Annotated in this window: 28 protein-coding genes and 1 other annotated feature; of the genes, 23 read left to right on the top strand and 5 right to left on the bottom strand. The window is 38.7% G+C overall.

The genetic code is table 11. From position 1 onward, the window contains the following. Positions 1-11 precede the first annotated feature (11 nt). Positions 12-851: an SDR family oxidoreductase gene (locus LIS78_RS14735; protein ID WP_252283902.1), complete on the bottom strand. Its 840-nt coding sequence runs from the start codon at positions 849-851 to the stop codon at positions 12-14. A gap of 230 nt (positions 852-1081) precedes the next feature. Between LIS78_RS14735 and LIS78_RS14730 the strand changes: the two genes are divergently transcribed. The 3 genes from LIS78_RS14730 to LIS78_RS14720 all read left to right on the top strand — a co-directional run bounded on the left by LIS78_RS14730 (position 1082) and on the right by LIS78_RS14720 (position 4225). Further along, positions 1082-2044, top strand: coding sequence for a carbohydrate ABC transporter permease (locus tag LIS78_RS14730; RefSeq protein WP_047750673.1), 963 nt, complete (start codon positions 1082-1084; stop codon positions 2042-2044). Next, a complete protein-coding gene (locus tag LIS78_RS14725) occupies positions 2044-2871 on the top strand; it encodes a carbohydrate ABC transporter permease (RefSeq protein ID WP_013057493.1) in 828 nt (275 codons plus the stop codon). The genes LIS78_RS14730 and LIS78_RS14725 overlap by 1 nt, the downstream gene beginning before the upstream one ends. Before the next feature lie 70 nt (positions 2872-2941). Further along, a complete protein-coding gene (locus LIS78_RS14720; RefSeq protein WP_195782904.1) occupies positions 2942-4225 on the top strand; it encodes an ABC transporter substrate-binding protein in 1284 nt (427 codons plus the stop codon). Between the two features lie 123 nt (positions 4226-4348). On the opposite strand, the gene LIS78_RS14715 is transcribed toward LIS78_RS14720, so the two are convergent. Next, positions 4349-4672 carry a YnfA family protein gene (locus LIS78_RS14715; protein WP_252283901.1) on the bottom strand — a complete coding sequence of 108 codons (324 nt, stop codon included), beginning with the start codon at positions 4670-4672 and terminating at the stop codon, positions 4349-4351. Positions 4673-4983: 311 nt separating this feature from the next. On the opposite strand from LIS78_RS14715, the gene LIS78_RS14710 reads away from it, so the two are divergent. Continuing rightward, positions 4984-5970: an MBL fold metallo-hydrolase gene (locus LIS78_RS14710; protein WP_252283900.1), complete on the top strand. Its 987-nt coding sequence runs from the start codon at positions 4984-4986 to the stop codon at positions 5968-5970. Between the two features lie 42 nt (positions 5971-6012). Here the strand turns inward: LIS78_RS14710 and htpX are convergent, their stop codons facing one another. After that, entirely contained in the window at positions 6013-6885 is an 873-nt protein-coding gene (gene htpX, locus LIS78_RS14705; protein WP_252283899.1) for a protease HtpX, read from the bottom strand. Between the two features lie 250 nt (positions 6886-7135). Between htpX and LIS78_RS14700 the strand changes: the two genes are divergently transcribed. Both LIS78_RS14700 and LIS78_RS14695 read left to right on the top strand, forming a co-directional pair. Then, positions 7136-7474, top strand: a complete 339-nt coding sequence (locus tag LIS78_RS14700) for a PadR family transcriptional regulator (RefSeq protein ID WP_116071618.1) — start codon at positions 7136-7138, stop codon at positions 7472-7474. Beyond that, positions 7464-8141 carry a DUF1129 family protein gene (locus LIS78_RS14695; RefSeq protein WP_252283898.1) on the top strand — a complete coding sequence of 226 codons (678 nt, stop codon included), beginning with the start codon at positions 7464-7466 and terminating at the stop codon, positions 8139-8141. Before LIS78_RS14700 ends, LIS78_RS14695 begins: the two co-directional genes overlap by 11 nt. A gap of 177 nt (positions 8142-8318) precedes the next feature. Here LIS78_RS14695 and plsY read toward each other — a convergent pair whose 3' ends face one another. Beyond that, positions 8319-8906 carry a glycerol-3-phosphate 1-O-acyltransferase PlsY gene (gene plsY / locus LIS78_RS14690; protein ID WP_195782909.1) on the bottom strand — a complete coding sequence of 196 codons (588 nt, stop codon included), beginning with the start codon at positions 8904-8906 and terminating at the stop codon, positions 8319-8321. A gap of 465 nt (positions 8907-9371) precedes the next feature. Between plsY and LIS78_RS14685 the strand changes: the two genes are divergently transcribed. The 16 genes from LIS78_RS14685 to LIS78_RS14610 all read left to right on the top strand — a co-directional run bounded on the left by LIS78_RS14685 (position 9372) and on the right by LIS78_RS14610 (position 20858). Next, positions 9372-9554: a hypothetical protein gene (locus LIS78_RS14685; protein ID WP_229754585.1), complete on the top strand. Its 183-nt coding sequence runs from the start codon at positions 9372-9374 to the stop codon at positions 9552-9554. A 311-nt stretch (positions 9555-9865) separates the two neighbouring features. Next, a complete protein-coding gene (locus tag LIS78_RS14680) occupies positions 9866-10177 on the top strand; it encodes a hypothetical protein (RefSeq protein WP_048019095.1) in 312 nt (103 codons plus the stop codon). 148 nt (positions 10178-10325) lie between these two features. Beyond that, positions 10326-11048, top strand: coding sequence for a GH25 family lysozyme (locus LIS78_RS14675; protein WP_209149956.1), 723 nt, complete (start codon positions 10326-10328; stop codon positions 11046-11048). A gap of 34 nt (positions 11049-11082) precedes the next feature. Next, positions 11083-11409 (top strand): nucleoside triphosphate pyrophosphohydrolase, encoded by a 327-nt coding sequence (locus tag LIS78_RS14670; RefSeq protein ID WP_252283897.1) that lies wholly within the window; start codon positions 11083-11085, stop codon positions 11407-11409. Positions 11410-11583: 174 nt separating this feature from the next. After that, complete coding sequence (gene deoR, locus LIS78_RS14665) at positions 11584-12528, top strand: DNA-binding transcriptional repressor DeoR (protein ID WP_026106623.1); 945 nt, start codon at positions 11584-11586, stop codon at positions 12526-12528. Between the two features lie 188 nt (positions 12529-12716). Beyond that, positions 12717-12857, top strand: coding sequence for a hypothetical protein (locus tag LIS78_RS14660; protein WP_230184860.1), 141 nt, complete (start codon positions 12717-12719; stop codon positions 12855-12857). A 182-nt stretch (positions 12858-13039) separates the two neighbouring features. Beyond that, positions 13040-14341, top strand: coding sequence for a pyrimidine-nucleoside phosphorylase (locus LIS78_RS14655; RefSeq protein WP_057235789.1), 1302 nt, complete (start codon positions 13040-13042; stop codon positions 14339-14341). Between the two features lie 21 nt (positions 14342-14362). Continuing rightward, complete coding sequence (gene deoC / locus LIS78_RS14650) at positions 14363-15037, top strand: deoxyribose-phosphate aldolase (RefSeq protein WP_057273373.1); 675 nt, start codon at positions 14363-14365, stop codon at positions 15035-15037. Between the two features lie 59 nt (positions 15038-15096). Next, positions 15097-15495 (top strand): cytidine deaminase, encoded by a 399-nt coding sequence (locus LIS78_RS14645; RefSeq protein ID WP_057273372.1) that lies wholly within the window; start codon positions 15097-15099, stop codon positions 15493-15495. A gap of 19 nt (positions 15496-15514) precedes the next feature. Further along, positions 15515-16696 carry a NupC/NupG family nucleoside CNT transporter gene (locus LIS78_RS14640; RefSeq protein WP_209149954.1) on the top strand — a complete coding sequence of 394 codons (1182 nt, stop codon included), beginning with the start codon at positions 15515-15517 and terminating at the stop codon, positions 16694-16696. 148 nt (positions 16697-16844) lie between these two features. Further along, positions 16845-17459 carry an AmiS/UreI family transporter gene (locus LIS78_RS14635; protein WP_025751370.1) on the top strand — a complete coding sequence of 205 codons (615 nt, stop codon included), beginning with the start codon at positions 16845-16847 and terminating at the stop codon, positions 17457-17459. A gap of 41 nt (positions 17460-17500) precedes the next feature. After that, positions 17501-17745: a binding site (T-box leader), on the top strand. A 67-nt stretch (positions 17746-17812) separates the two neighbouring features. Continuing rightward, positions 17813-19042 carry an MFS transporter gene (locus LIS78_RS14630; protein WP_252283896.1) on the top strand — a complete coding sequence of 410 codons (1230 nt, stop codon included), beginning with the start codon at positions 17813-17815 and terminating at the stop codon, positions 19040-19042. A gap of 84 nt (positions 19043-19126) precedes the next feature. After that, entirely contained in the window at positions 19127-19543 is a 417-nt protein-coding gene (locus tag LIS78_RS14625; protein ID WP_252285347.1) for a DUF4275 family protein, read from the top strand. Between the two features lie 272 nt (positions 19544-19815). Then, positions 19816-20163, top strand: a complete 348-nt coding sequence (locus LIS78_RS14620; RefSeq protein ID WP_252283895.1) for a DUF805 domain-containing protein — start codon at positions 19816-19818, stop codon at positions 20161-20163. A gap of 50 nt (positions 20164-20213) precedes the next feature. Next, complete coding sequence (locus LIS78_RS14615) at positions 20214-20570, top strand: DUF805 domain-containing protein (protein ID WP_252283894.1); 357 nt, start codon at positions 20214-20216, stop codon at positions 20568-20570. Positions 20571-20720: 150 nt separating this feature from the next. Continuing rightward, positions 20721-20858 (top strand): hypothetical protein, encoded by a 138-nt coding sequence (locus LIS78_RS14610; RefSeq protein WP_252283893.1) that lies wholly within the window; start codon positions 20721-20723, stop codon positions 20856-20858. A 44-nt stretch (positions 20859-20902) separates the two neighbouring features. Here LIS78_RS14610 and LIS78_RS14605 read toward each other — a convergent pair whose 3' ends face one another. After that, the gene (locus tag LIS78_RS14605; RefSeq protein WP_252283892.1) at positions 20903-21967 is read right to left on the bottom strand and encodes an LLM class flavin-dependent oxidoreductase; all 1065 of its coding nucleotides are present in this window, start codon (positions 21965-21967) and stop codon (positions 20903-20905) included. Between the two features lie 321 nt (positions 21968-22288). On the opposite strand from LIS78_RS14605, the gene LIS78_RS14600 reads away from it, so the two are divergent. Next, positions 22289-23101 carry an amino acid ABC transporter substrate-binding protein gene (locus LIS78_RS14600; protein ID WP_025751375.1) on the top strand — a complete coding sequence of 271 codons (813 nt, stop codon included), beginning with the start codon at positions 22289-22291 and terminating at the stop codon, positions 23099-23101. The last annotated feature ends 147 nt before the right edge of the window (positions 23102-23248 follow it).

Raw genomic sequence — 23248 nt, 5'->3', positions numbered from 1 at the left:
ATCTATCTACTTTATAAGCCAACTTCGCGCGCACTCCAGTCCCAGAATTCTTCTGCGAGCCGCTCATCTTTTGCTCTTGAAGAAGGGGGAGTCACGCGTTTTTTATAAAAATAAGCGCCGCTAATATGCGTCACTTCAGGGCTGTGTGCTAAATAAATAGCTGTTTCGGCACCTTGAAGAGGCGTTAAAAAGAAAGGGCGAAGCACGGCGTGAACGCTTTTTCCAAAACCGGTTTGGCGGTTAACGCCGATAGCGGTAGAAACTGCTCCCGGGTGAAGGCAATTTACGGTTACAGAAGTGTCTTTTAGCTTTTTACTTAAATGGACCGTAAATAAGTTATTTGCTAATTTAGACTGAGAGTATCCTCGCCATATTCCGAACCCTGTTGTTAAGTGAGGGTTATTGAAGTCTATTTTTCCAGACTTATGAGCACCGGACCCAACGTTTATAATGCGTCCTTGCTGAGCTTTTTTCAGCGGATCTAAAAGTAAATTAGTTAATAAAAAGTGACCCAAATGATTGACACCAAGCATCATTTCAAATCCGTCTTGTGTTGTTTCACGCTTGATCGTCACAACGCCCGCGTTATTAATCAGCACATCAAGCACGCTGTAGTGAGACGTAAAGTCTTCAGTGAAAGCTCTGATACTGTCAAGAGAAGCCAAATCACAGGTCATAAGAGAGATGGAGTCCGATCGGCTTTGGCGCTTCGCTTCTTCTAAAGCGGCATTTCCTCTTTCTTCATTTCGGCACACCATAATGACTTCGAATCCTTTTTTGGCTAATTCAATCGTTGTGGCCAGTCCTATTCCTGAATTGGCACCCGTAATTAACGCTCGTTTTGCTGTCATGAGTACGCTCCTCCCAATTACATCTTTTTTCTAGTGTATAAGATAAGAAGATACGTCGTCCACTTCTAGCTTTTTCTTTTATTTCTTTCATGTTTTAAAAAAGTGCGTGAAATGTGCACAGGGGAGAAAATGTTGCACAAAGGTCAATATTTTACACCCTACTTGTCAATTAAAGCGGTTTCATAAATAGCGGAATTCGCTAAAATAAGACATAGGGAGGTGCTAGTAAGATGAATAGCCAAAGTAAATTACAGGAGACAGAATATGTTCCTTTAGAGCAAGAACTTAAAAGAGAACCATCCATTAATACGAAAAAACGTAAAAATTTGAAAAATGCAGGTTTATTTGCTCTATTTGTAGGGCCCGCACTTTTAGCGTTTTGTGTGATTGTACTTATACCATTTTTTACAGGGATTTATTATTCATTTACAGACTGGAACGGAGTAAACGGTACGATTAACTGGGTGGGACTTGATAACTTTAAGTACTTGTTCACCGAAGATAAGCAGTTTCAGCAATCGTTTTGGATTACAACCAAATACACGGTCGTGGCGATTATCTTAACAAACGTGGTCGGATTTGTGTTAGCGATTCTGGTTACTCAAATGTTAAAAACACGAAATATTTTACGTACAGTTTTCTTTATGCCGAATTTAATTGGCGGACTTTTACTAGGATTTGTATGGCAGTTCATTTTCGTAAAAGGATTTGCATCTATCGGACAAATCACGGGGATTTCGCTTTTTGAACTTCCTTGGTTAGGAGACGCGAAAACAGCATTTTGGGGCATCGTGATTGTAAGTGTATGGCAAGGGGCAGGTTATATCATGCTTATTTACACAGCAGCACTGCAAAACGTACCGCAAGAGCTGATTGAAGCAGCAAAAATTGACGGAGCAAGCAGATGGCAAATTCTTCGTCACATTACAATTCCAATGGTAGCGCCGGCAGTAACGGTTTGTTTATTCTTAACGATTTCATGGTCATTCAAAGTATTTGATGTCAACTTATCATTAACAAACGGTGGCCCATTTAAATCAACAGAAATGTTAGCGCTTAATATTTATACAGAAGCATTTGTTAATAACAGATACGGTTTAGGTGAAGCAAAAGCCTTAATTTTCTTCATCGTCGTAGCAGCCATTACAATTATTCAAGTAACATACACCAAGAAGAAGGAGGTTGAATCGTGATGGGAAACAAATATACGAGCAAAACCTTTATTGTTGAAATTTTAGCGGTCCTGCTTGGATTGGTATTCTTGGTTCCATTTTATTACGTGCTTTCAAACTCGTTAAAGTCATTTGCTGAAATTTTATCAAACACATCGGCACTGCCGACAACGATTCAGTTTCAAAACTTTGTCAACGCATTCAACCAAATGAATTACTTAAAGGTGCTTAGCAACTCGCTAATCATTACAGTCATCAGTAATGCAGTTCTAGTAATCTTCTGTTCAATGGCAGCTTACATGCTGGTTCGAACAAAGAAAAAAATCAGCAGCATTATCTTTATGGCATTCGTAGCGGCAATGGTTATTCCGTTTCAATCGATCATGATTCCACTTGTAAAAGTAGCAGGAAACTTAAATCTGTTAAACAGCATCTGGGGTATTGTGATCATGTATTTAGGCTTCGGTTCTGGTATGACGATTTTCTTGTACCACGGATTTATTAAAGGAATTCCAGTCGAGCTAGAAGAAGCGGCAATCATCGATGGATGCTCACGTCTAGGCGTATTCTGGAGAATTGTATTTCCGTTATTAAAGCCAATTACAGTAACCGTAGTCATCTTAAACAGCCTATGGATTTGGAATGACTTCTTACTTCCGTCTCTTGTTCTGCAAGATCCTGAACTAAGAACGATTCCGCTTGCTACATTCTTCTTCTTTGGTCAGTATACAAAGCAGTGGGATCTAGCACTAGCAGCACTTGTGATCAGTATTATCCCGCTATTAATCTTCTTCTTTGCAATGCAAAAACACATTGTTAAAGGAATTACAAGCGGTTCAATTAAATAATGGAAGCGGCAACAGGGCTGGTTTTGAGGCTGAGGCATCAAAGCCAGCAGCAAATAGGGAGGAACGGAAAATGGCATTTAAAATGAAAAAATGGCCTTTAGCGGCAGGTGTTTTATCGGCTACGCTGTTATTTTCAACGGCATGCTCAAACGAAAGCGCATCAGGTAATAAAAAAAGCGGCGGAGATCAAGTAGTAGTAGATGTCTTTCAAGGAAAAGTAGAAATTGCAGATCAGCTAAAAGCTCTAACTGATCAATATACAAAAGAACATCCAAACGTAAAGTTCAATATCCAAACGGTCGGTGGAGGAGCTGACGGTGCAGCAGCTTTAAAAGCGCAGTTTGCTTCGGGTAATGCACCTGACCTTTTCACAAACGGCGGATATCAAGAGGCAAAAACGTGGAAAAATAAATTAGAAGATTTATCGGATCAGCCTTGGATTGATGACGCGTACGAAAACACACTTACACCAATGACGATGGACGGTAAAGTATATGGACAGCCGATCAGTCTTGAAGGCTATGGATTTACATATAACAAAAAACTGTTCAAAAAAGCAGGCATTAAAGAGCTTCCAAAAACGTATTCAGAATTAGAAGCAGCGGCTAAAAAGCTAAAAGCTGCCGGCATTACGCCATTTTCTATCGGCTATGGCGAGTGGTGGGTGCTTGGAAACCACGGCTTAAATATTCCATTTGCCAGTCAAAAAGATCCGGATGCATTTATTAAAGGGTTAAATGACGGCAGTACGAAAATCGCAGGAAACGAGCAGTTCAAACAGTATGTAAAGCTGCTTGATTTAACAGTGAAATATGGAAACAAAAATCCGTTAACGACGGACTACAACACGCAAGTAACGAAATTTGCGAACGGTGAAGCAGCGATAATTCAGCAAGGAAACTGGATTCAGCCAATGCTTGATAAAATTACGCCGAACATGGATGTAGGTATTCTACCTATGCCGTTAAGCGACGATGCAGCTGTATCTGACAAGCTTGCAATCGATGTTCCAAGCAACTGGGTTATTCACAAACAAGCACCGGCGGCAGATAAAAAAGCAGCAAAAGACTTCTTAAATTGGATGGTCACATCTAAAGAAGGCCAAAAAGCGCTAGTAGAAGACTTCAAGTACATTCCAGCTTTTAAATCAATTGAAGCAAAAGACATCGGACCTTTAGGTGAAGAGCTTCTTAAATATTCTAAGGATCAAAAAACGCTTCCTTGGGAATGGACAAAATTCCCTGAAGGTGTAACGCAAAAATTCGGAGCGGATGTACAAGAATACATCGGCGGCCAAACGTCTGAAGATGAGCTATTAAAATCATTGGATAAAAGATGGGCTGAGTTGAAGTAATGGAAAAGACAACCTTGTGGTTGTCTTTTTTGTGTGAGTATATACACCGGCAACATAACTCTATCTATATAAAAAGTAAAAGACGACCAAATCTATGTTTCATGCCAATTTCTGTGTTATCACTTAACTTCTCGGCCAAAGCATAACCGCTACGCCAATTAGACACACAAGCCCGCCAATCCAATCGTATGTATCGGGCATTTTTTTATCAACCCACCACGTCCAAAACAAGCTTAAAACAATAAAAATACCCCCGTAAGCTGCATATACACGCCCAAAGTCCGGGAACGACTGCCACGTAGCAATGACGCCGTACAGCACCAAAGCGATACCGCCCAGCAGCCCTAACCAGCTTGAAGCTCCTTCACGCAGCCACTGCCAAATCAGATAGCCGCCGCCAATCTCAGCAAGACCCGCTAAGATAAAAAGAAAAATCGCTTTAATCATAAAATATACTCCTTATTGCATCATTTCGTCTCTTTATTCTATCTTACTTTTTTATTTTGATGAATCACTAGTTCGCATTACATAAGTGTACTGGAAAGCATTCCTTTATCAATTTGTCTTCAAACCTGCTAAACTATTAATAGTATGAATTCATATAAAGCTTTTGTAAGAGTATAGAGATTCATTCAATCATTGACGCTCAGCGCACTTTTACAAAAGCTAGAGGCTAGTAGTAAATGGACTATATAAAAGAAGGAAACGTTTAATAGTATAAAGCAGTAAAAAGAATGCAGATATAGGGGTTTGGTAAAATGAGTTTAGATAATAAAGTGATACGCATTGAGCTGCCTACACCATTTCCGATTGGACCGGTCAATGTATTTTTATTAAAAGCAGAAAAGTTAACGTTAATTGATGCAGGTATGAAAACAAAAGAAGCGTGGAGCGTTTTTGAAGAGGAACTACGTAAAGAAGGATATGAAGTAACAGACATTGAACAAGTTATTCTTACTCATCAGCATCCGGATCACACTGGATTTTTAGAATGGCTGCCGAGTGATATACCGGTTTACGGTCATAAGCTTGTTGAGCCTTGGATTTACCAAGATGAAGAGTTTGTTCAGCAGCATAGCGAGCTATACCGTAATTTTCTTATGGAGTTTGGAGTCAGTGATGATGTAATGGAAGAATGGCTTCGTAAAGCAACGGCTGCGATTCAAGTGTATTCACCTAAAGGTCAGAAGCTAGCGGGTTATTTAAAAGAAGGAGATACACTTCCGTATGCAAGTGAGTGGGAAGTAATTGAAACGCCGGGACATTCCTTGAGTCAGCTGATGTTTTACAATCGCAAAGAAAAGGTGGCGTTTGGCGGAGATCATATTTTGCCAAAAGTACCGTCAAATCCATATTTAGAGCCAACTATTCAAAATCCTAAGCCAACGCCGCTATTGGACTACTTAGCGTCTCTTGAAAAAACGTTGAACTACGACATTGATTTGATTTACAGCGGACATGGTGAACCGCTTAGTGACATTCATTCTTTAATTATGGAACGTATTCAAAAGCAGCATAAATGGGCGCTGCGCGTGTTACAAGCGATGGGTGAAGGAAAGAAAACAACGCTTGAAGTAAGCGCAGCTTTTTTCCCGGATATGTATCAAAAAGCACCCGACTTTATTTTCTCAGAAGTGTACGGCCAGCTTACGTATCTAGAGAAAGAAGGATACGTTGAATTAACAAAAAATGAGGACGGCGTCTTGCTGTGGGAAGCTATACGTGTGCTTGTTCCTCAGTCATAATATAAAAAAACCAGCTTCTTTAAAGAAGCTGGTTTTGTCTGCTTATAGTGAATGCAAGCGCTCAATGCGTTTTTCAAGCGGCGGGTGAGTAGAAAATAAGCGTGAGAACTTTTCTTTACCGCTAATTTTAAAAGCGGCAATTGATTTTTGACGGTCATCTACTAATGAAGTAGTATGACGAAGCGATTCTAACGCATAAATCATTTTTTCTTTACCGCCGAGTTTAGCTGCAAGCTCATCGGCTTTGAATTCACGTCTTCTTGAATGCCAGAAGATAATTGGGCTGCTTAAGATACTAAAGAGAATCTCAAATACAATCGATGTAAGGAAATAAACAACCATCGTAAACTCTTCTCGAACAAAGTTTGACACCGCTTTGGCTACTAAACGAGAGAAGAAGATAACGAATGTATTTAATACTCCTTGCAGAAGCGTAGTTGTGACCATATCACCGCTTTTAATATGCGCTATTTCGTGAGCGATAACGCCGCTGATCGCATCGCGGTCCATGCGTTCAAGCATTCCGCTTGAAACGGCAACAAGTGAGCGTCTTTTACTTGGCCCTGTTGCAAAAGCGTTAACTTCTGCTGAGTGATAAATTCCGACCTGAGGCATTTTTCTTAATCCTGCAACAGATGCAAGTCGGTGCGTTTCTTCTAGAACAAATCGTTCGTATTCACCTTGAGGGGAACGTTCATCAATAACTTGAACACCCATCATCCACTTTGCCATCACGCGGGACATCATAAGAGAAATAATCGCGCCGCTGAAGCCGGCAATTACACTAAATGCCAGCAGGCCGCCGTAACCGCTGCTTCCCATATAGCTTTGAACACCTAATAAAGATGTAATCGTTGTGATTGTAATTAATACTAAAATATTAATGAAAATAAACAGTGAAATTCGTTTTAGCACAAGTCTTCCTCCTTTAACTAATACGTGCATGATAGGTATACGGTTAGTAGAGAGAAAAGGTTTCATTTATTTATTCAAAATTACTAAAAAGATTACTATGTTAAGTGATTTAATAAAACAGTAAATAAATGTTTGTGCATTTACCATAAATAGGTTATTATAAGTGATATAAAGCTATCTTGTTTTGCAAGATAGCTTTGCTTTAAAAACGTATCTTGTATAACAAGATAGTGAAAAGGAAGAAATAAATATGTCTTTGAGAAGTCAATTATTAAAAGGAATCTTAGAAGGGTGTATCTTATCAATTATTCAAAAAGAAACGGTTTATGGCTATGAGCTATCGCAGAAGCTTCAACAATACGGATTAAATGATGTGAGTGAAGGTTCCATTTACCCAATTTTACTACGTCTTCAAAAGGAGGGATTAATAAAAGGGGAAATGAAGGCATCGCCTTCGGGTCCTAAACGAAAGTACTATCATCTTACGGCATCTGGTGAAAACGCATTATGTGAAATCCAAGACGAATGGATAAACATTCAAAATCCTGTAGATAAACTGTTGAATAGGAGTTTTTACGATGAACGCTAAAGAATTGATTAAACTAAATAATAAGAAGCGAAAAGGGCTGACCAAGGAAAACGAAGAGTACTATGATAAGATGCTTGTTTACATTCGAACGAATGTTTCAGTTTCTGAACAGCAGGCTGAGGAGCTATTAATAGAACTTTTGGATCACCTTATTGATGCACAAGCGGAAGGGAAGGGTGCCGCAGAGATTTTTGGAGAGAACATTAAGAATTACTGTGATGAAATGATTAAGCAATTACCTAAAGAACCGTTGAAAAGTACTGCTTTTTTTATAGGCTTTTTATTGTTACAGCTAGCAAGCTTAATGGCCATAGTAAGTGGAATAGGAGATATCGTTGTACATTATTTTAAGGACAGCAGCCAGACAGTTTATGTAGGAACAGCACTAATCACTCTTGGTATAGTTGCTGTTATTATTTCTCTTGACGTTTTTCTGTTTTTAAAATGGATACAAAAATCTGTTTATAAAATAACAAATAAGATCAAGGACTTCTTCCTGCTATTTGTCTTAATTTTTGTTTCTCTCGCAGGTATGGTTTTCTTGCCAAAGCTTATTCCGCCTTTTGGATATGCAATTGAAGCTGGTGGTTTCTTATACTTAACCGTTGGGGCCGCAACGCTAATCGTTTTAAAGTGGTTGAATAGTAAATATCAAATTACAAAATGAGATACAAGCAGTAGCGGAACGTATGATTTACTTTATAACCAAGAACGTTTTTTCGAAAAATTTTATAATTTACGTCTATCTTGGGACAAGGCGTACTAAAATAATTAAAAAAGGTGTTCAAATCATGAACACCTTTTTGTTGAAAATATTTAAAGATTAATAGTAACTTTGTTACGTTTAAAAATTAACCTTAGGTTCTGTACCCAATTTAATGCGCTTGAAGTTTTTAATATGCTTCCACGTAATAAAAACAAAAATAATGGCTGCAAATACCATCAATACTACATCGCCTACATAGATTGATGCTAAAAAGGCAACCAATGCGCCAATAGGTGAAGATAAGGATACGTATTTAGAAATTTTGAGAGAAATTAAAAAAGCTAGAATCCCTAGAATGAAAGCTAATGGTGAAAATGCAAGGAATACACCAGCGGCAGTTGCTACAGATTTTCCTCCTTTAAACCTTGCAAAAACCGGATAGCTATGTCCAAGGATAGCGATAAATCCAGGGACAAGCATATGCAAGTGACTATTTATAATAAGCGGTAAACAGACAGCTAGCGAGCCTTTTGCTATATCGCCGATCAATACTATAATACCTGCTTTCTTTCCTAAAGTGCGAAAAGTATTAGTAGCTCCTAAGTTACCGCTTCCGTGCTTGCGAACATCGGTTTTGTAAAAGCCCTTTCCAATCACTAAAGCAAAAGGAATTGATCCAATTAAATAAGCTAATAAGATAATTATGGCGTTTGTTAGTACGTTCATTGTTGGCACCTCAAATTGTGTTGTTAGTATTCATTAAAATATAAATGCGGTAAAAGCAGTCTTTTGTATGGCTAAAGGTTTCTAGTTTTTTCGGCAGAGTTTTTGTAAATTCAATTGGATTTTTAGTGGGATAACCCAATGACTTTTAGTATGTTAAGATATTTTTGAACTTCCAAGTCTTGATACGTATTAGTATAGATTGATATGTCTATTATGAATATGTAAAAAGAAGAAAAGAGGAGAAACGAAAAGGCAAAAATAAAAAACTTGTAATACAATTTTAAAAATATAACATAAATATTTAAAGGTTAAAAGATATTTTGGGTATATTGTATTAGAAAAAAGCGTTTTGATCATTTTTTATGAAAAACAAGACAAAAAAATTAACAAATCAAAAAAAATATAATAAAATGTAAAACAGTGTTTCGAAATATTAACTTCTTAAAGTTGAAAGGGGTTCTGCACTTGTTGTGGACAGATATCAAAGAACGAGAAGTAGTTATGTACAAAAACTGCCAGGCGAAAATTTTAGAAAAAAAAGGACCGAATAAAATAGTCGTTCGCAATCTAGAATTCCCGGAAAAAGGCGATTGGATATCAGCCGAGCTTGATTTTGAGGCCGTCGAAAAATTTGAGAAGAGTCGATAACACTAATACGAAAAACATTTTACAATAACTCTATTTATCATATAAGAAAAAGCCGAGCTTAAATTTTGAGTTCGGCTTTTTTGTTTATGTCTAATTAGTTCTTTTTACGAAGAGCTCCTCATCATCACATTTAAAACGACGCCTTTTTCTCTTATTCATTTTCCACTATTAAACTAGTCTCATATAAAACATATTTTTATGCGGGACTATCGGTTTATTTTTAGCGCGCGTGTTTTTGCCACTTATTTCATATACCAGCGTTCAGAAACAAAACTTCTGTGCATACATTGAAGACAAAGGGGGAGGATACAATGGGAAAAACAAGTCGTATATTGAAATGGGTCAGCGGAGGATTAGAGGCTCTTTGGGGAATTCCACTCCTGGGAGGCACCTTGGTTATAAGCCTAGCCTACACGCCGCTTATTCTAATGCTCGCATTGCACGTCGTGGGTTTAGTATTTGCGATTAAAACAAACAAAGTTCGGACAGGGCATATCATGGGAATTGTCTGTTCCGCTATTGCGTGGATTCCGGTTGTCGGCATGATCATGCATATTTTAACGGCTATTTTCTTGCTTATAGAAGCAGCCAAAGATAACGAACCATCTGAAGACGCAGCATAAAAGAAAAGCCGCCTGATTTTTAGGTGGTTTTTTTGTGTTTACTAATAAAGACTTGGAGGGTCTCTTGTTTTGGAAAATCCTTTTTATGTTAGAATATTAGAAGTATTTTTTAAAAAAGGGGGTAAACACAATAAAGAAAGTATATGAAATGAAAAAAAGACAGTTTACAGCAGGACTTATATTAGTAGCTCTTGTAAGTTTTATATTTTTACTATGGAGTAAAGGGTGGCTAATTCCAAATGCGATAAGTGCAAACCGCTATGACGTAAAAGGCGTAGACGTATCTTCTTATCAAGGGGAAATTAATTGGAACGTGCTGAGTAAACAAGATATTCAGTTTGCTTTTATTAAAGCAACCGAAGGAAGTTCATTTCAAGACCCTTTGTTTAACCAAAACTGGAGACAAGCAAATCGGAAAAACATGCGAATCGGAGCTTATCATTTTTTTAGTTACGATAGTAAAGGTGAAGCACAAGCGGTTAATTTTATTAAAACGGTTTCTCTTAAAAATAATGATTTGCCTCCCGTGATTGATGTTGAATTTTACGGAGATAAAACACAAAACCTTCCGTCTCAGAAACATGTATACAAAGAGCTTTCTAGTATGATTAAACGTCTTGAATCTCATTATGACAAGCGCATCATTCTTTATACGACGCCTAAAGCGTATGACTTGTATATTAAGAACAGATATCCCGAGTGTGATATTTGGATTCGCGACGTTGTGAAAAAGCCTACTCTTGAAGAGCAGAAAGAATGGGCGTTTTGGCAGTATACGGACAAAGGGCGGTTAAGCGGCTATAAAGGTAAAGAAACGTTTATTGATTTAAATGTGTTTAACGGAAACAAAGCAGAATTTGAAAGATACTAGTTTACTAGAAAGGTGAGAGACGGAGGAAAAAATAATGCCTACTTATAACAAGCTAGTGCGAGATAAAATTCCCACAATTATTGAACAAAGCGGAAAATCCTTCAAATCACGCGTGCTGCAGCGAGAGGAGTATCAAGACGAGCTGACGAAAAAGGCAAAAGAAGAGCTTCAAGAATACATAGAAGCCCAAACGCATCAAGAGGCTATTGAAGAGCTCGCGGATTTACTGGAAGTTATGCACGCGTTAGCAGCTGTGCACGGGGCAACGCCGGAACAGCTTGAGAAAGTGCGTGAGGAGAAGGCCAAGAAGCGTGGGAAGTTTGATAATCGGGTTTATTTAGTTGAAACAGAGGATGTATAGCTCGGTGGTTTTTTAGCTTAAACTGGTCACCATCACCCCTTAGTATTTCTCTTTTCATCTCCGTTATAAAATCCCCTCTTGAAATTTTGTTCGCCAAACAAGTAAACTAAAGACATAAGTTTGGTAAAATTGGGATAAGAAATTCATGAGGTAAGGGAGAACAAGGCGATGGAGATGGATCAAGAGAAATTTAATAAAGTGATTGAAGCGGCAAGGATGTATTATATTCTTGATTATAATCAAAGTGAAATTGCAAAAAAGCTTGGTGTATCAAGGCCTACGGTTTCTCGATTGCTGCAGACAGCAAAAGAAGAAGGCATTGTTCAGATTAAAATTGTGGATTCATCTATCAATAGTGAAAAATTGTCTTCTCAGCTTGAACAAAAATTCAATTTAAAAAAAGCAATCGTCACACCGGTGCCTCAATATGAAAATCACATTATTAAAAGTCATCTAGGCGTGGCAGCAGCTGACTATCTCTATGACATCGTAAAAGATGGAGACATTATTGGGGTGACGTGGGGAACAACTCTTTATCAAGTGGCCATCGATTTAAAACAAAAGTATGTGAATGACGTGCAGGTTGTGCAGTTAAAAGGCGGAGTAAGCCATTCGGAAACGAGCACGTATGCTTCTGAAATTATGTACTTATTTGGAAAGGCATACAATACGCCTCCTATGCACCTTCCTCTGCCTGTGATTGTCGATCACGTGGTAGTTAAAAAAGCAATGGAAACTGATCGTCATATTAAGCGCATTTTAGATTTAGGCAAACAAGCCAATATTGCCGTATTTACTACGGGACCCATTAAAACCGATTCGCTGCTTTTTCAGCTTGGCTACTTTTCCGAACAAGATGTAGAGATGATTTCCTCGCGAGCAGTGGGAGACATTTGTTCACGCTTTTTTGATAAAGATGGACAAATTTGCAATGAAAGCCTGGACGAACGGACGCTTGGACTTGATTTGGAAGAACTGAAGAAGAAAGAGTACGCCATTTTAGTAGCTGGCGGCGATCAGAAAATTGACAGTATTTACGGAGCGCTGCAAGGGAAATTTGCGAATGTGCTCGTTACTGATCAGTTTACGGCGCGCTTTTTGTTGGATAAACAAGAGTAAAGGAGATGAAGGCGCTGTTTTTTCAAGAGCAAAAGCTTCATCGGATTTAAATAATAGAAGACGTTATATCCTATTCTGCAGCATCTCTGCAGGCACAGCGAAACCGGTATCCTTTTCAAGCAGACGCTTTAAAAGACGGAGTGATTGCCAAAGGAACCACGGGCTATATTATTAAACGGTGGGGAAGAATGTACTTTTCTCCTGATGCTAATCAAAAAGGAATTGAACGATTTACGCCGCCTGATCAGCCATATGTATTAATTCCTTATAAAAAGGTAAAGAATAAGTACCGAATCATGTTGTCATTTGTGATAAAAGCTGAAAAATAAGGGAAGACTTCCGAGTGCGGAAGTCTTTTTTTATTCACTAAAACAGCGGCTATAAATATTTTTGAACAAATGTAAATATATATGTTTACAATTGTTCAAAGCTATTATATAGTAAGGGTGTAAGTTGTTGAAAACGTTTTAGTGGATGCACAATATGCAGATACTTTTAGGGGGAAAACGTCATGAGAATGGTTGACTTAATTGAAAAAAAACGTAATGGACATGAATTAAATAAAGCTGAAATCGATTTTATTATCGAAGGTTATACAAAAGGGGATTTACCTGATTATCAGTTATCGGCATTTGCGATGGCGATTTACTTTCAAGGAATGACGCAAGAAGAACGCGTAAATTTAACGCAAGCAATGGTTGAATCAGGCGATCAAATCGACTTATCAAAAATTGAAGGTATTAAAGTAGACAAACACAGCACAGGCGGCGTAGGCGATACAACAACACTTGTATTAGGACCTTTAGTAGCTGCAGTTGATGTACCGGTTGCCAAAATGTCTGGCCGCGGCTTAGGACATACTGGCGGTACGATCGATAAACTTGAAGCAGTGCCTGGCTTCCACGTTGAAATTACAAATGAAGAATTCATTCGTTTAGTAAACACAAATAAAATTGCGGTTATCGGTCAAAGCGGAGACTTAACGCCAGCGGATAAAAAACTTTATGCGCTTCGTGATGTAACAGCAACGGTTGATTCGATTCCGTTAATTGCAAGCTCGATTATGAGTAAGAAAATCGCAGCTGGAGCAGATGCAATTTGCCTGGATGTAAAAACTGGGAACGGCGCGTTTATGAAAAAGCTTGAAGATGCTGAAGAATTAGCAAAAGCAATGGTTGAAATCGGAAAAGGCGTAGGTCGAAACACAAAAGCAATCATTTCCGATATGAGCCAGCCTCTAGGTTTTGCGGTTGGTAATGCGCTTGAAGTGAAAGAAGCTATCGACACGTTAAAAGGCGAAGGACCTGAAGATTTAACAGAGCTTTGCTTAACGTTAGGAAGTCACATGGTTGTACTTGCTGAAAAAGCAAACAGCTTAGACGAAGCTCGTGCAATGCTTCAAGAAGTAATTAAAAACGGAAAAGCACTAGAATCATTCAAAACATTCTTAAGCGCACAAGGCGGAGACGCTTCTGTTGCAGACGATCCGTCTAAATTACCGGATGCAGCGCACAAAATTGAAGTGCCAGCAAAAGAAGATGGATACATTTCAGAAATCGTTGCAGAAAAAATCGGCGTAGCAGCAATGAAGCTAGGTGCAGGACGCGCAACAAAAGAATCTGAAATCGACTTAGCAGTTGGTATCATGCTTAATAAAAAAGTTGGAGATTCAGTGAAAAAAGGCGACTCTCTTGTTACCATCCACAGCAACAGCGAAGATGTACAGGAAGTAATGGATATCGTTTATGATTCTTACAGCACGGTTGCTGAAAAAGTGGAAGCTCCGACGTTAATTTATAAAGAAATTCATTAAGAAGTAGAGAGGAAGAACAAAATGAGTCAAAACATTACGGGAATTATTGATCATACATTATTAAAAGCAGATGCAACAGAAGAGCAAATTACGGTTTTAGCACAAGAAGCAAAAGAATATTCATTCGCTTCGGTCTGTGTAAACCCAACGTGGGTAAAAAAAGCAGCTGAGTTATTAAAAGATGCTCCAGAAGTAAAAGTATGTACGGTAATCGGCTTCCCTCTTGGAGCTACTACTTCAGCAGTGAAAGCATTCGAAACAACAAATGCAATCGAAAACGGTGCAGACGAAGTAGATATGGTGATCAACATCGGCGCGTTAAAAGATAAAAACTATGACCTAGTGCAAAGCGATATTCAAGCAGTAGTAGATGCTGCAAAAGGCAAAGCGCTAGTAAAAGTAATCATTGAAACATCTCTTTTAACTGACGAAGAAAAAGCAAAAGTTTCTGAGCTAGCTGTAAAAGCTGGAGCTGATTTTGTTAAAACGTCAACGGGCTTCTCAACAGGAGGCGCAACGGTAGAAGACGTAGCGCTTATGAGAAAAACGGTGGGACCAGATGTAGGTGTAAAAGCTTCTGGCGGCGTTCGCGGCTTAGAAGATGCAAAAGCAATGATTGAAGCAGGTGCAACACGTATTGGTGCAAGCTCTGGCGTATCAATTGCAAAAGGTCAATTAAGCAACTCTGATTATTAATAAATGACAGCAGGTTAGTACTAACTAACCTGCTGTAAACTAAGCAAAGGATGATGACGGTGGAGCCAAAACGATTAATAGATGAAGCAATCGCAGCAAGCAAACAAGCACATGTACCGTATTCTCATTTCCATGTTGGTGCAGCTCTTTTAACAACCGATGGAAAGATTTATCGTGGATGCAATATTGAAAACGCTTCCTATGGATTGACGAACTGCGCTGAGCGAACGGCAATCTTTAAAGCTGTTTCAGAAGGGGACAAGCAGTTTTCAGCTATTGCAGTTGTAGGAGATACGGACGGACCAATTTCTCCTTGCGGTGCATGCAGACAAGTATTAGCTGAGTTCTGTGATGATCACACACAAATTATCTTAGCAAACCTAAAAGGAGATTTTGTGATTACAAACATCAACGAAATCTTACCGGGCTATTTTTCATCAAAAGACTTACAAAAATAAGTAAGCAGTGGAGGATACTATGAAATATTTAATTGGCATCTTAGGGTTACTCGTTGTCTTTGGATTAGCGTATCTTGCAAGTAATAACCGCAAAGAAATCAAATATAAACCAATCGTCATTATGGTTGTGATTCAAGTTCTTTTATCAGCTTTACTTCTAAATACAAAGTTTGGCTTGATTATTATTAATGCAATTGCCAGCGTTTTTGGAAAGCTGCTTTCATATGCAAATGAAGGGGTAGAGTTCGTATTTGGAGGCATCGCGAATAAAGGATCAATGCCGTTTTTCTTAAACGTCCTGCTTCCAATCGTTTTTATCTCTGTCTTGATTGGGATTTTGCAGCACTTTAAAATTCTTCCTTTCATTATGAAATGGATTGGTTTAGTTCTCAGCAAGATTAACGGAATGGGAAAATTAGAGTCTTATAACGCAGTAGCTTCTGCGATTGTAGGTCAGTCAGAAGTATTTATTACCGTTAAAAAGCAATTAGACAAACTGCCGCCAAACCGTTTATATACGCTTTGTGCATCAGCTATGTCGACTGTTTCAATGTCAATTGTCGGTGCTTACATGACAATGATTGAACCAAAATACGTAGTAACAGCAATTGTGATCAACTTATTTGGCGGATTTATTATTTCTTCTATCATTAACCCTTACACAGTAACGGATCAAGAAGATATTTTAGAAGTACAAACTGGTCATAAACAAACGTTCTTCGAAATGCTTGGCGAGTATATTATGGATGGATTTAAAGTAGCGATTATCGTAGGTGCGATGCTAATTGGTTTCGTTGCGCTAATGGCTGCGATTGATAACGTGTTTGAAATGTTATTTGGTCTGTCATTCCAGCATCTGCTTGGCTATGTGTTTGCACCGTTTGCATTCATTATGGGTGTTCCTGCTTCAGAAGTAGTAGCAGCGGGTGGAATTATGGCAACAAAACTTGTAACAAATGAATTTGTGGCAATGATGAGCCTGTCGGATATGGCTTCAACATTCAGTGCTAAAACGCTTGGAATTGTATCCGTATTCTTAGTATCATTTGCTAACTTCTCATCAATTGGAATCGTGTCAGGAGCTGTTAAAGGCTTAAGCGAAAAGCAAGGAAATACAGTAGCGCGCTTTGGTCTTCGTTTACTGTACGGAGCTACGCTTGTAAGCATACTGTCAGCGATTGTTGTCAGCTTCATTTTATAAGTGTAATAGAAATGGAAAGAAAAGCAGTTTCCTTTTTAAAAGGAATTGCTTTTTCTTTTTTACATGTAAACCACAACTCCGCACATCCTAAAGAAAAACATCGACGCAGAGGAGGACAAGAAAAGCAGGGGGCTTTTCTTACTGAAAAATGGATCAAATTGGACTGTTGCTGTCAGGTGCAGCGTTATTTTTAAACGGACTCATGCTGCTTGGAAAAGCAGATGAAAAAAACGTAGGCGTATTCAACTTGTTTGTCGGAGCTTTTCAAGTTATTGTTCCGTTTTATTTAATTATTACGTCAGATCAAAGCAACTGGATTTTGTATGAAAGAACGGCGATTTTTTTATTTGGCCTTACGTATTTGTATGTAGGGGTGACGGTATTAAAAGGAATGCAGGGAACAGGACTTGGCTATTACTCGCTTTGGGTATCGATTATCGCTTTAGTGTACGTGACCGTTTCTCTTGTTCATTATCATGACGTAGTTAACGCTATTACATGGATTCTTTGGTCGTTTTTATGGTTTTTATTTTATGTGCTTAATACGAGCAAAAAAGATGTATCTGCATATGTGGGGAAAGTAGCGATTGTACAGTCGTGGGTGACGTTAACGATTCCAGCGCTGTTTTCACTAACAGGCGTATGGGGAAATAAGGATATGTACAATATGTGGGGAATCGTGCTGGTAGCTTCCATCATTTATTTTGTATATCTAGGGTATCGACTATTCTTTTCTCAGCCGCAAAAAATGATTTTAAAATAAGTATTTACAAAAAATAGATAATAATGGTAAGATGTTAGAAATTAAATGCCGTGAAGAGAAAAGTAGACAGCGCGTATTCTTAGCAGAGAGCTCCGGAAGCTGAAAAGGAGCAAGAGAAACGCTGTTGAAGCAAGCCTCTGAGCAGCGCATTGGATCTAACGTGATAGTGCGACGGCTGCTTCCGTTACAAAGCTAGAGTATAAGCGAAAGCCGTACTCGATAAGGTTTATATGGCGACATATGAACAAACTAGGGTGGCACCGCGATTAATAATCTCGCCCCTAAGACACATGTCTTGGGGGTGGGATTTTTTTATTGACTGTAATCAATAATGGAGCGGAGGCCTTTGTTTTATGAAAAATAAGCTGTTGTCTTGGAAATACCCGTTTTTATTACTGTTTGGAATTGGCACTAGCAATATCGGCGACTGGATTTATTTAATCGCCTTAAATTTACTGATGCTTGATATGACGAATTCGCCGCTTGCAGTTTCAGGGCTATACATGATAAAACCGCTTGCTGCGCTATGTACAAACATATGGTCTGGAAGCTTAATTGACCGCATGAACAAACGGAAGCTTATGATGTTTTTAGATTGGATGCGCGCCGGGATTATTGCTTGCCTTCCGTTTTTCTCATCCATCTTTGTCATTTATACGCTGGTGTTTATCATCAGTATGGCAAGTTCAATGTTTCGGCCGGCATCGATGGTCTATATCACAAAGCTTATTCCACATGAAAAACGAAAAAGATTTAATTCGCTGCGCAGTTTGATTGACTCAGGCGGTTTTCTTCTTGGACCAGCCGCAGCAGGTGCGCTATTTATGATTGGAACGCCCGCGTTTGCCATTTATACTAATGCTGCAGCGCTGGTGTTGTCAGGCGTGGTTACTCTGTTTATGCCAAACTTAGATACAAAAACAGAAGTTAAAGCAAATAAGCTTTCTGTAAACACTATTCGAGAAGACTGGAAAATGGTGTTTTGTTTTAGTAAAACAAACAAATATATTATGCCAATTTATGTGTTATTTAGTTTTTTAATGGTCATGGCTACGGCAATTGATTCGCTTGAAGTTTCGTTTGCAACAAACGTAATTAACTTGTCTGAAAGCGAGTACGGATTTTTAGTGAGCGTAGCAGGTGCAGGCATTATGATTGGTGCCGTTATTAATACACTGTTTGCTAAGAAGCTGTCGACGAACTTTCTAATAGGCGCCGGCAGTTTAGGAGTGTCGCTTGGCTATTTGCTGTATGCTTGCTCGTCTTCTTTTCAAACTATCGGAACAGGGTTTTTTAGCTTATCTTTTGCGTTAGCTTTTGCAAGTGCTGGTTTTCAAACCTTTTATCAAAACAGTATTCCCGTTGACATGATGGGTCGAGTAGGAAGTATATATGGACTGCTTGAGTCACTCCTGATCATTATCATGACTTTTTTATGCGGCATGGCTGCGCACATCTTTTCAATTCAAGGAGCTGTAATTGGTGGAAGCCTGATCATGCTTTTAAGTACGATTGTGTTGTTTTTGTGCACGTTAAAGCCGACGTTTTATAAAGTGAATTTGGTCAAAAAGCAGGGAATCTAACGCACGGGTACTAGTGGACAAATAAGCTAAGAAGCCGATAAAAAGAAATGAATACAGGATAAAGGATGAGAAAGCACAGTGAAAATGAAAGATGCGTTAAAGAAAAAAGGAATGTTTGTTAAAAAATTACCGAATCAAGGAGAACTCTTTCGGAAACGGTGGGAACATGAATTTGCAAGTGCTTTAAGCGCATCGCAAAAAAAGAAAATTTATATGGACCAGTTCTTGTGGCATGCATTTAGCTATGAAAAGCTCCCTTGCTTACAAGGAGAACAAGCGATTCAAGCGTTCGAACAACAAATAAAGAACGACTGTTATTTGTTGTTTGAGCATGATGAACGGGTGCTGCAGCTATCCAAATGTAAGCATCTAACAAGCGCTGATTTAAGTAAAAATACAAACATGTATTTAGAAGATTTATATGTGGTTGATGAAGATTTCACATGGACTTACGTGATTACCCATGAAAGCTCATGTGGACCTTACTTTTACCAAACATAATAAAGATAGAGCCTGCCGTGTTTATTAATATGGCGGTTTTTTTCTATAAAAGAACATTTTATTAATTAAAAGTAATTATAGTAATAAAATGGTTTTTAATCTAAAAGTTTTGGGTATTTATTGCTAAATATTATCCATCTCTCTCCTATATCTATATTACCATTTGGGATTTTTTTAAAAAATAGGATATGAAATTAATTTTTTGTATGCTAAGGCAATTACTGCTAGTAAGCTTGTCTTACAAAATTCGTTTTGGAAAAGGAGGTTTTTGTATGAAATGGTATTTACATGTACTAAAAAACTATGCAACGTTTCAAGGAAGAGCAACGCGTAAAGAGTATTGGATGTTTGTCTTATTTAATTTTATTATGTGGTGTGTGCTTTCAGCTATTGAACTTATAACAGATATGCCTCCGTTTTTGCGTATAGTTTATCTTGTTGCAGTCTTCATTCCATCTCTTGCTGTGACGGCACGCCGATTGCATGACATAGGAAGAAGCGGTTGGTGGCAGCTCATTAGTATTATTCCGATTGCCGGAGCTATTTGTCTATTAATTCTTCTTTGTCTAAGAAGTGAGTCGCAGTTAAATCGGTTTGATGTACCTAATAAAGTTGCGTAGGCTTTTAACCGTTAGCTAGTTTAATTTAATGAACAAAGAGAGGGTTTAAAATGCACTGGTATATAAAAGCGTTAAAAAATTACGCGACGTTTCGAGGAAGAGCAACGCGTACGGAGTATTGGGTGTTTACATTATTTGGTTATATCTTTGCGTTCGTTCCATATATCTTTGTTGCTATTGACTCACTTGCTTTATTTGGAGCTATTTTAGCATTCGCCTATGCAGTAGCAATGATTCTGCCTTCACTTGCAGTTACTGTTCGCCGACTGCATGATACAGGAAGAAGCGGCTGGTGGTATTTAATTAACTTTGTTCCAGTTATCGGAGGCATTTGGCTGCTTATCTTATTTTGTCAAAGAAGCGAAGTAACAGCCAATATTTACGACACAGACACGCAGGCATCTTAACCAGAGTAGTTTATTAGTTTAAAAAGTTAGTAAACTAAACGTGCGAATTGTTTCTAATTAAAAAGAGGTTGGGACAAAAGTAGTTTAGTTCGGATTTTTTCATAGTGTGATGGTGAACGTAAATTTTATGTATGTAGGTTCTTCTAGCAGTTGATTGGAGGGCAAGGCGAAGACTCCTGCGGGAAAAGCGGGACAGATGAGACCCCGCAGGAGCGCAGGCGACGAGGAGGCTCAGCGCCCGCCCGCGGAAAGCGAAGCCTTGCACGGAAATCAACGGCGGTGTCATAAGCGGTTCAGCTCATGTATCTGATTTGTTCGTCTTTAGGTTAGATTCATTTCGTTATGTCCCGGCCTCTTTTTTCATTTTCCCACACGCTGCTGGGAATTTCTTTTCGAAGAACAGGTGCAATATCACTTGCAAAGCGCTCTAGCTGTTCGCGCTGTTCTGCTTCATTTAGACCGTCTACGCTGATGCTCAGCACTTCGTTTCCATAAGCATGGTGATAGTCTATTATTTTTTCAATGATTTGCTCCGGGCTTCCTACTAAAGCAGGGCCGTGTTGAACAATCTCTTCGAGTGACGTGAACGGCGATTGATTATGTTTGGCTGCTTCCGTATTGCTAAATGCGTTATAGTACGGGCGATAGCGGCGAATCGCTTCTTCCGCTGTACTAGAAATATATAGGCTGCTCGCCCCCGAACCGACGATGGCCTTGCTTGGGTCATGCCCATAATAAGCAAAACGTTCGCGGTAATGGTCAATCAGCGCTTTATATTTAGCTTGAGGGTGGAAGGAATTAGATGAAAATAGCGGCTCTCCGTATTTAGCCGCAAGTTCTGTAGACAGCGGGCTTGACGCGCTTCCATGCCAAACGGGAATAGAAGGCTGAAACGGTCGAGGCTGAGTCGTAACGTTAGTTAAAGGCGGACGATACCGGCCGCTCCACGTGACATTTTCTTCTGTCCAAAGCTGTTTCAAAAGAGCGTATCTTTCAGCAAGAGACTCCCATTGTTCTTCTTCTGTAATGCCAAAAAGCGGATAATGACGCGGGTCATTGCCTTTTCCAATAATCAGTTCAAGGCGTCCACCCGACAGGTGATCAAGCGTTGCGTAATCTTCAGCTACTCGTACAGGATCTAAAATGCTTAGAACAGTAACGGTAGTAAGGAGACGAATGTGTGACGTTTTAGCAGCGATTGCACTTAAAACAACGGGAGGAGAAGAAGACAAAAAAGGAGCTCCGTGTCTTTCGCCGACTCCGTAAGCATCAAAACCTAATTTTTCTGCCAGCACTGCTTGATTTAACACATGCTGAAATTTTTCTTGAGCAGTTAATGTTTCTCCAGTAACCGGGTTTGGGATGTTTTGAATAAGACTAAATAAAGCAAATTTCATACGTTTTACCTCCAAAAGATAAAATGGTGGACGACAATAAAAAAAAGCAAACGTACACTCATTATCGTGTCCATTTGCCTCCAGTTGACTGGTAGATATGTAGTTTCATTGTTTTATTAGTTGTATCTTAAGCGGTAGACACCGAGCTGTCAAGATAATCTTTTTTTGAAAAACCTACTTGATTTATCGGTTAACTAGTATTATGATGTGAATAATCTTACACGAAGTAAGCCCACTGGTTAACCAGAGGCTCTTGATGAAGCAGATGCTTTATCAAGAGCCTCTTTTTATTACAAACATAGGGATTTAGGGGAGGAACGTATGAAAAAATATTGGCTGTTTTTACTTTCAATTGTAGTAGCTGTGAGCGTGGCAGGGTGCGGCACAAACGCATCTTCAAGTGCAGGAGAAAAGAAAGAAAAAGATGTTCAAACGATTGTTGTTGGAACAGGCACTCAGTTTCCTAATATTTGCTTTATTGATGATAAAGGCAAACTGACCGGCTATGATGTAGAAGTAGTAAGAGCAATCGACAAAGAGTTAAAGGATTATAAATTTGAATTTAAAACGATGGAATTTTCAAATCTGCTTCTCAGCTTAGAAAGTAATAAAATTGATATGATTGCTCATAACATGGCTCAGAACGCTGAGCGAAAGAAAAAGTTTTTATTTAATGATGAAACATATAATTATTCTCCGCTTTATGTAACAGTTCCTAAAAATCGAAATGATATTCATTCATTAAAAGATTTAGAAGGTAAAAAAATGATTGTAGGAGCTACAAGCAATGCGGCTGTCTATCTAGACAAATACAATCAAAAACACGGCAATAAAATCGATGTAGTTTACGCCGGTCAAGGTGCGGATGATGCTACCACTCAATTAAAAACAGGCCGGGCAGATGCTACGCTTGCGACCCCATTTTCCATCGATTTTAGCAATCAAGCGCTGAAATTTCAGCAAAAAACGGTTGGAGATATCGTGATTAATTCAAAAGTGTATTTTATGTTTAACAAAAAAGACGAAAAGCTAAAATCGGAAGTCGATCAGGCGATTAAAAAGCTGAAAAAAGATGGTACGTTAAAAAAACTCAGCACAAAATGGCTAGGAGAAGACTATACGGTGCAAAATTGACTATAGCAAAAAAGCAGCTGCCCATACAGCTGTTTTTTTTGTATGATATAAATCCAATAGATAGAAGAAACGATCTGCAAAGAAAACAAAAATTAGTGTATAGTAGAGCTATAAGTACTATAAAAGCAGGACCGCAGTAGGAGGCAA

It is taken from the genome of Priestia megaterium, from assembly GCF_023824195.1.
GTDB classification, from domain to species: domain Bacteria; phylum Bacillota; class Bacilli; order Bacillales; family Bacillaceae_H; genus Priestia; species Priestia megaterium_D.
This window is presented reverse-complemented; position numbering and strand designations above follow the sequence as displayed.

Excerpts from the sequence above, each read along its gene's own strand:
- LIS78_RS14735 (WP_252283902.1), bottom strand. The coding sequence starts at position 851 with ATGACAGCAAAACGAGCGTTAATTACGGGTGCCAATTCAGGAATAGGA.
- LIS78_RS14730 (WP_047750673.1), top strand. The coding sequence starts at position 1,082 with ATGAATAGCCAAAGTAAATTACAGGAGACAGAATATGTTCCTTTAGAG.
- LIS78_RS14725 (WP_013057493.1), top strand. The coding sequence starts at position 2,044 with ATGGGAAACAAATATACGAGCAAAACCTTTATTGTTGAAATTTTAGCG.
- LIS78_RS14720 (WP_195782904.1), top strand. The coding sequence starts at position 2,942 with ATGGCATTTAAAATGAAAAAATGGCCTTTAGCGGCAGGTGTTTTATCG.
- LIS78_RS14715 (WP_252283901.1), bottom strand. The coding sequence starts at position 4,672 with ATGATTAAAGCGATTTTTCTTTTTATCTTAGCGGGTCTTGCTGAGATT.
- LIS78_RS14710 (WP_252283900.1), top strand. The coding sequence starts at position 4,984 with ATGAGTTTAGATAATAAAGTGATACGCATTGAGCTGCCTACACCATTT.
- LIS78_RS14700 (WP_116071618.1), top strand. The coding sequence starts at position 7,136 with ATGTCTTTGAGAAGTCAATTATTAAAAGGAATCTTAGAAGGGTGTATC.
- LIS78_RS14695 (WP_252283898.1), top strand. The coding sequence starts at position 7,464 with ATGAACGCTAAAGAATTGATTAAACTAAATAATAAGAAGCGAAAAGGG.
- plsY (WP_195782909.1), bottom strand. The coding sequence starts at position 8,906 with ATGAACGTACTAACAAACGCCATAATTATCTTATTAGCTTATTTAATT.
- LIS78_RS14680 (WP_048019095.1), top strand. The coding sequence starts at position 9,866 with ATGGGAAAAACAAGTCGTATATTGAAATGGGTCAGCGGAGGATTAGAG.
- LIS78_RS14675 (WP_209149956.1), top strand. The coding sequence starts at position 10,326 with ATGAAAAAAAGACAGTTTACAGCAGGACTTATATTAGTAGCTCTTGTA.
- LIS78_RS14670 (WP_252283897.1), top strand. The coding sequence starts at position 11,083 with ATGCCTACTTATAACAAGCTAGTGCGAGATAAAATTCCCACAATTATT.
- deoR (WP_026106623.1), top strand. The coding sequence starts at position 11,584 with ATGGATCAAGAGAAATTTAATAAAGTGATTGAAGCGGCAAGGATGTAT.
- LIS78_RS14660 (WP_230184860.1), top strand. The coding sequence starts at position 12,717 with ATGTACTTTTCTCCTGATGCTAATCAAAAAGGAATTGAACGATTTACG.
- LIS78_RS14655 (WP_057235789.1), top strand. The coding sequence starts at position 13,040 with ATGAGAATGGTTGACTTAATTGAAAAAAAACGTAATGGACATGAATTA.
- deoC (WP_057273373.1), top strand. The coding sequence starts at position 14,363 with ATGAGTCAAAACATTACGGGAATTATTGATCATACATTATTAAAAGCA.
- LIS78_RS14640 (WP_209149954.1), top strand. The coding sequence starts at position 15,515 with ATGAAATATTTAATTGGCATCTTAGGGTTACTCGTTGTCTTTGGATTA.
- LIS78_RS14635 (WP_025751370.1), top strand. The coding sequence starts at position 16,845 with ATGGATCAAATTGGACTGTTGCTGTCAGGTGCAGCGTTATTTTTAAAC.
- LIS78_RS14630 (WP_252283896.1), top strand. The coding sequence starts at position 17,813 with ATGAAAAATAAGCTGTTGTCTTGGAAATACCCGTTTTTATTACTGTTT.
- LIS78_RS14625 (WP_252285347.1), top strand. The coding sequence starts at position 19,127 with ATGAAAGATGCGTTAAAGAAAAAAGGAATGTTTGTTAAAAAATTACCG.
- LIS78_RS14620 (WP_252283895.1), top strand. The coding sequence starts at position 19,816 with ATGAAATGGTATTTACATGTACTAAAAAACTATGCAACGTTTCAAGGA.
- LIS78_RS14615 (WP_252283894.1), top strand. The coding sequence starts at position 20,214 with ATGCACTGGTATATAAAAGCGTTAAAAAATTACGCGACGTTTCGAGGA.
- LIS78_RS14605 (WP_252283892.1), bottom strand. The coding sequence starts at position 21,967 with ATGAAATTTGCTTTATTTAGTCTTATTCAAAACATCCCAAACCCGGTT.
- LIS78_RS14600 (WP_025751375.1), top strand. The coding sequence starts at position 22,289 with ATGAAAAAATATTGGCTGTTTTTACTTTCAATTGTAGTAGCTGTGAGC.